Here is a 7,119-nt window from a genome sequence, read left to right as displayed (position 1 = left end):
CTACCCCATCGTCCCCACTGCATCCGGCGCGAATCTTTCGAACTATACCGTGACCTACGTCAACGGAACACTTACCATCGGCCAGGCCACACTCACCATCACCGCCGCGAACGCAGCCCGAGCCTACGGCGCCCCCAACCCAACCTTCTCCGCATCCGCAACCGGCGCACAGAACAACGACACCTTCACCTTCTCAGAGAGCACCTCCGCAACTGCCAGCTCGCCAATCGGAAACTACCCCATCGTCCCCACTGCATCCGGCGCGAATCTTTCGAACTATACCGTGACCTACGTCAACGGAACACTTACCATCGGCCAGGCCACACTCACCGTCACCGCAGCCGACGCCAGCCGAGCCTACGGCGCCCCCAACCCAACGTTCTCCGCATCCGCAACCGGTGCACAGAACGGCGACACCTTCACCTACACCGACACCACCTCTGCAACTCCAGCTTCTCCCGCAGGCACGTACCCGATCGTCCCTGTCGCAACAGGAGCCAACCTCGGCAACTACAACGTGGTCTACGTCAACGGGACTCTCACCATCAGCAAGGCAACCCTGACCGTCACTGCAACTGACGCCAACCGTACTTACGGAACGCCAAATCCAACCTTCTCTGCCTCCGCCACCGGAGCACAGAACGGCGACTCCTTCACCTACACCGAAACCACCACAGCCAATACCGCATCGTCCATAGGCACTTATCCAATCGTTCCAACGGCCGCCGGGGCAAACCTCAGCAACTACACCGTCGTATACAACAACGGAACTCTCACCATCGGCAAGGCAACGCTGACCGTCACCGCAGCAGATGCCAACCGGACTTACGGAACGCCTAATCCAACCTTCTCTGCCTCCGCCACCGGAGCACAGAACGGCGACTCCTTCACCTACACCGAAACCACCACAGCCACTACCGCTTCGCCCATAGGCACGTACCCGATCGTTCCCACGGCCGCCGGGACAAATCTCAGCAACTACACCGTCATATATAACAACGGAACTCTCACCATCGGCAAGGCAACCCTGACCGTCACCGCAGCAGATGCCAACCGGACTTACGGAACGCCTAATCCAACCTTCTCCGCATCCGCCATCGGAGCACAGAACGGCGACACCTTCACCCTCACCGAAAGCACCCCGGCAACCATAGCGTCGGCTCCTGGCACCTACGCCATCATCCCCGTAGCCACCGGCACCAACCTCAACGACTACAACGTGACCTACGTCAACGGAACTCTCACCATCGGCAAGGCAACCCTGACCGTCACTGCAACAGACGCCAGCCGTACCTACGGTGCAGCGAACCCAGCCTTCTCCGCATCCGCCAGCGGCGCGCAGAATGGCGACACCTTTAGCTTCAGCGAAACAACCACCGCAACCGCAGCGTCCCCCGTTGGCACCTATCCGATCGTTCCCACCGCGACAGGCACCAACCTCGCCGACTACAACGTCGTCTACGCCAACGGAACACTCACCGTCATTCAAGTTACTCTCACGGTCACAGCCGCGAGCGCCAGCAGAACATACGGCGCTGCTAACCCGGCCTTCTCTGCTACTGCGGTTGGCGCAGTCAACGGCGACACCTTCACCTTCACCGAGAGCACTTCGGCCACCGCCACCTCGCCTGTAGGAACTTACGCTATCGTTCCACTGGCCTCTGGCACCAACCTCAGCGACTACAACGTTGTCTATGACAATGGAACTCTCACCATCGGCCAGGCCACCCTCGCCGTCGCCGCTGCCGATGCGAACCGTACTTATGGCGCTCCGAACCCCATGTTCTCCGCATCCGCAACCGGCGCGCAGAACGGTGACACCTTCACCTTCAGCGAAACAACCACTGCAACCGCAGCGTCCCCGGTTGGCACCTATCCGATCGTTCCCACAGCCACCGGCACCAACATCGCCGATTACAACATCGTTTACACCAACGGAACCCTCACCATAGGCAAGGCGACACTGACCGTCACCGCCGCTGACGCCAACCGCACCTACGGATCTCCTAATCCCAGCTTCACCGCCTCGGCTACCGGAGTCGAGAACGGCGACACCTTCACCTACACCGAAACCACCACAGCCACCACCGCATCGCCCATCGGCACTTACCCAATCGTTCCCACGGCCGCCGGGGCAAATCTCAGCAACTACACCGTCGTATACAACAACGGAACTCTCACTATCGGCCAGGCAACCCTGACCGTTACAGCGGGAAGCACCAGCCGCATCTATGGCTCTGCAAACCCCGTCTTCTCGGCAACATCCACTGGCGCGGTCAACGGCGATACCTTTGTCTTCACCGAGTCCACCTCCGCCACCCCAACCTCGCCGGTCGGCGCTTATCCAATCGTGCCTGTCGCTACGGGGACAAACCTCAGCGACTACAACGTGATCTATACCCCCGGAGTCCTTACCGTCACCCAGGCTACCCTCACAGTCACAGCCGCAAACGCGAGCCGCGAATATGGGATCGCCAATCCAGCATTCACCGCCATCACCGTAGGCGCAGTCAACGGCGATACCTTCACCGTCACCGAAAGCACACCCGCCACAATTAGTTCACAAATCGGAACCTACCCGATCATCCCCGCAGCCACCGGCACCAATCTCAGCGACTATAACGTTGTCTACTCCAACGGAACCCTCACCATCGGCCAGGCCACACTCATCGTCACAGCCAACAGCTTCACGAAGCTCTACGGCACTCCCAACCCCGTCTTCACCGGCACCATCACTGGCGCGCTCGACGGCGATACCTTCACTGAAATCTTCTCCAACTCCGCAAGCACGCTCTCTCAACCAGGACAGTACCCCATCATTCCTGCCGCGACCGGAACCAACGTCACCGATTACCTCCAGACCGTGCAGAACGGAATGATGACGATCACCAAAGCACCCGCCATCACAACGCTCAGCCTCAGCACAACCAGCACCGTCTTCGCTCTGCCCGTAACCTTCACCGCCAATGTCGCCTCCACAACCTCTGGAACACCGACTGGAACCGTCACCTTCTTTGATAACGGCAACCCGGTCAACACGGCTACCCTCAGCAGCAGTGATGTTGCTACCTTCTCCACCACGTCCCTCTCCGTAGGCGTCCATACCATCACAGCCGTCTATAGCGGAGACACCGACTTCAGCTCAAGCACTGCCTCCGCCGCATCCGGTGCGAACACGATCAACGTCGCGCCTCTCGACTTCACCATCGTCCTCACCAGCGCCCAGACTGTCGAAGGCACCTACGGCACCACCCGCCTGTACACCTTCCACGTCTCTCCCACCGGGGGCTACTACCCCGGTGTCATCAACCTCTCCGCCAGCCCGACCGGCCCCATCCTCGCCACCTACACCTTCTCGCCGTCGACCATCGCCCAGTACGCCGGCCCAACCGACATCACCCTCACCGTCGCAACCCGCAAGCTCGCCTCACTCGAGTCGCCGCAGGATCGCTCGCGCCGGCTCTCCCACATCGCGCTCGGCCTCTTCCTCCTCCCGCTCCTCGGCCTGCGCTACTCGCGTCGTTCCAGCCGCAAGCTCACCCGCCTCATCATCCACTCACTGCTCATCCTGTCCTCTCTCGGAGCGATCGGAACCCTCACCGGCTGCGGATCAGGTTACTTCGACCGCACCTACCCGATAGTTGTAACCGCCAACAGCAATGGAATACAGCACACTGTAAGCGTGGACTACCACATCAACCAGTCCCCACAGTAAAAATCGCAAGCTTCAAGAGAGATTCTCAGCATGAGCAACAGATCAACATCAAAAAAAATCGCAAAGCTGGCAAACGATCTCCTCCTGCTCTGCCTCATCAGCTTCGCCGCCACACGCCTCCACGCCCAGGCGCTCCCAACCGCGACCAGCGCCGGAGTCCTCCAGGCTGGCGGCGAGTTCAACTACGCCAACTCCGACTACGTCCCGCAAAAGATCAAAGGCGGAGGAGCCTACGTTAACTTCGACTTCAAATATCACTGGGGCATCGAAGCCGAGTTCCACCAGATCAACGATCCAAACCCAAACACAAATATCTACGAACGCACCTACGAGATCGGCCCTCGCTACGTCCTCCACTTCGGCCGGATAGAGCCCTTCGCCAAAGTCATGTACGGTCGCGGCGTCTTCCAATATCCAGAGGTCCCCAGCCTCACCCCCGGTGGCCCCCCGCAAGGCAACGCCGCCATTCTCGCCTACAACATCGGCGCCGCAGGCGTCGGAGTGGACTATCGCCTCCGGCGCTCAATCAACGTGCGAGTGGAATATGAGTTTCAAAAATGGCTCGGCTTCCCGCCAAACGATCTATCCCCGCAGGTCCTGGGAGTCGGCGCCGCCTACCGCTTCCACTAAAAACTAAAGTGGTCCTCCTGTCGGTATGCCCATATTCTGTCTCCGACCAACGGGAGGCCATGTGATCCCTTTCCTGCCCAAACAAGGTATACAGTCACGAAGTGACCGCCCTCCGCGGAGGAGGCCCGTCTGGCAGGACATCTCGCGGGCTACTCTCATAGCTACCTCCCGCCAATCTCCAGCACCCCGCCTTCAGCCCTCTCAGGCAGCACAATCGTAAGCGAGTGTGCCGCTCCATCGAACCGAGAGTCCGCAATCACCTGGCCAGCGTAAGTGATCTTCCCCGGCGCGCCACTCCAACCGAAGATCGTCACCTCCACCCCGTTCCACCAGGGTTGAAAGCTTCCCTCCCGCGCACCGATGTGAAGACGCAAACCATCGCTGGTCGACTCGCAGCTATACTTCACGCGCAGAAAATCCTTCTCCTTATAAGCGAAGCTGATCCCATCATCCTGGTACAGCGAACCCTCGCAACCATCCCCCGGATAAACCTTCAGCGTCAGCGGCCCATTCGGCTTCTCCTGCGTACTCTGCACCACTGGCGCAAACGGCAGAATCGAACCCGCCCGCACAAACACCGGCAGCACATCCACCTGCGGCGTGATCTTCACCGACTGAAGCGCACCCACTCCAAGCGCCGCGCCCGTACTCACCGCAACCGCTTCACGAGCACTCCCCGCAACCTTCGCCCCCGTCCAATAGTCGTACCAACCCACCGGCGGAAACGTCACCGCATAGCTATCCGGCGCCTCTGGATAAGGCGCAGGCGCGATCAACAGATCCGGCCCCAGCATGAACTGATTCGCCGCATCAAGATCGAGCGGATGTTTGTCCGCAGTAGCATCCGGAAACTCCAGAAACAAAGGCCGCATCATCGGAACGCCCGTGCGAGAGTTCTCCTCGGCCAGCGTATAGAGATACGGCATCAACCGATAGCGATCCTCAATGTACCTCCGCCGAACCGCCTCTACCTCCGCTCCACCCACCCACGGCTCCTGATCGGCCGTGAACTTCTCCGTGTGGTCGCGATAGATCGGATTGAACTCGCCCACCTCAATCCACTTCGTCAGCAGATCCTGCGTTGACGAACCCGCATACCCTCCAATGTCGTCACCCGCCATCGAAAACCCGCTCAACCCAAGGTTCAGAAGCATCGGCGTACTCATGCGAAGATGATTCCAGTTGCTCGAGTTGTCTCCCGTCCACGTCGACGCATACCGCTGACCACCGGCATAAGTAGCCCGAGTCAAAACAAAAGGCCGCTGATTCGGCTTCAACGCGAGCAACCCCTCATAGGTCCCCCGCGAGTTCTCCATGCCATACACATTGTGAATCTCCGCATGACGCGCAGTCCGCGACACAAACCCCGGCTCGTCGATCCGATGCACCACATCCAGCGGCATGGTCTGCGATGGCGTCTCGAACACCGAAGGCTCGTTCATGTCATTCCAGAAACCCGCAGCCCCATCCCCATAGAACTCCTTATAGAGAGTCCCCCACCACGCCCGCGACTCCTTCCTGGTGAAATCAGGAAACACCGCCGGCCCCGGCCACACCTTGCCCACAAACACCGACCCATCCGGATTCTTTACAAAGTGATCCCCCGCCGCACCCGAATCGTAAGGCGCATACCCCTGATTCGCGCGATCCGCAATATGAAGATCTGTAATCAGCACCAGGTTAAAGTGCTTCTCCTTCAACTCCTGAATAAACTCAGGCAACTTCGGAAACGCCTGCTGATTCACCGTGAACGGAGCATTCCGATCCTGAAAGTCGATGTCCAGATAAAGCGCATCGCAGGGAATCCGATCGGCGCGCATACGGTCTGCCACCTCACTTGCCCGCGCCTCCGTCATATACGAGTAGCGCGACTGCTGAAAGCCCAGCGACCACTCCGGAGGCAGCGGCGTAAGACCAGTCAACCACGCATACCCCTCCACCACCTGCTTCGGCTTCGGACCATAGAGAAAGTAGTAGTCAATCGGTCCGCCGTCGGCCCCAAACGAGTAGGCCTCCGAGTCTTCCTTCCCGAAATCAAAGCTCGTCCGCCACGTATTGTCCAGAAACAACCCATACGATCTCCCCGCATTGTCCGCAATAAAAAACGGAATCGCTTTATACAGAGGATCGCTGCTCTCCTGAAAACGATACTGGTCGGTGTTCCACATCTGGTACGCACCGCCTCTGCGATCGAGCGGCCCTGTCTTATCTCCCAGGCCAAAGTAGTGCTCCTCGGCCGGCATTCTCTTGTAGACCCGGAAGTGATCGCCATGAAACTCGACCGGCCGCGCATCCTCGAGCAGAACACCTCCGCTCCTGTCGCTGATCGTTACCGCAAGCGTGGCGCGGTCAACCCACACCTGCAACGCCTTCGTACTAAAACCTGCCTTGCCTCCCTCCGCGCGATAGGCCGTCGCAACCGAGCTGGTTCGCGACCCCGGAAGCACAGCCCACGACGCATCCTCCGGCATCTTCCCCGTCTTCGAGACGCGAATCCGCAGAACATCCTCTCGCAGCGCTGTGATCTGAACCCTCGCCTCGCCATCCCTCAGCTCTAAACCATTCGGCAGCGCCGCAGCACTCGTCGCGCGATTCAGCGAAATCAGATCACCCTTAGCCGCCGTTGCGCTCTGTGCCGACAGACCGGGAACACTCATCATGCAGCAGCCCAAAACAAACAGGACAGCAACTCTTCCAAAACGCAATCCATTCATAGTTCCTTCAACCTCATTCACAGGTAGAGAAGCAGGAGTCTGACTCGAAAAAACCGCCCA

The 7,119-nt window shown here is 59.4% G+C and carries 3 protein-coding genes; 2 read left to right on the top strand and 1 reads right to left on the bottom strand.

What is annotated here, in order from left to right; genetic code table 11:
- The coding region (locus HDF09_RS17190; protein ID WP_183768584.1) for a beta strand repeat-containing protein at positions 1–3,715 on the top strand (3,715 nt) is incomplete at its 5' end.
- A 30-nt stretch (positions 3,716–3,745) separates the two neighbouring features.
- On the top strand, positions 3,746–4,345 hold the full coding sequence (locus HDF09_RS17185; RefSeq protein ID WP_183768581.1) for an outer membrane beta-barrel protein: 600 nt from the start codon (positions 3,746–3,748) through the stop codon (positions 4,343–4,345).
- A gap of 161 nt (positions 4,346–4,506) precedes the next feature.
- Here HDF09_RS17185 and HDF09_RS17180 read toward each other — a convergent pair whose 3' ends face one another.
- Positions 4,507–7,059 (bottom strand): glycoside hydrolase family 31 protein, encoded by a 2,553-nt coding sequence (locus tag HDF09_RS17180; protein WP_183768579.1) that lies wholly within the window; start codon positions 7,057–7,059, stop codon positions 4,507–4,509.
- Positions 7,060–7,119: the final 60 nt, after the last annotated feature.

This window comes from Edaphobacter lichenicola (assembly GCF_014201315.1).
GTDB lineage: Bacteria > Acidobacteriota > Terriglobia > Terriglobales > Acidobacteriaceae > Edaphobacter > Edaphobacter lichenicola_B.
Note: the sequence above shows the minus strand (reverse complement) of the source record. Positions and strands in the feature narration are given on the sequence as shown.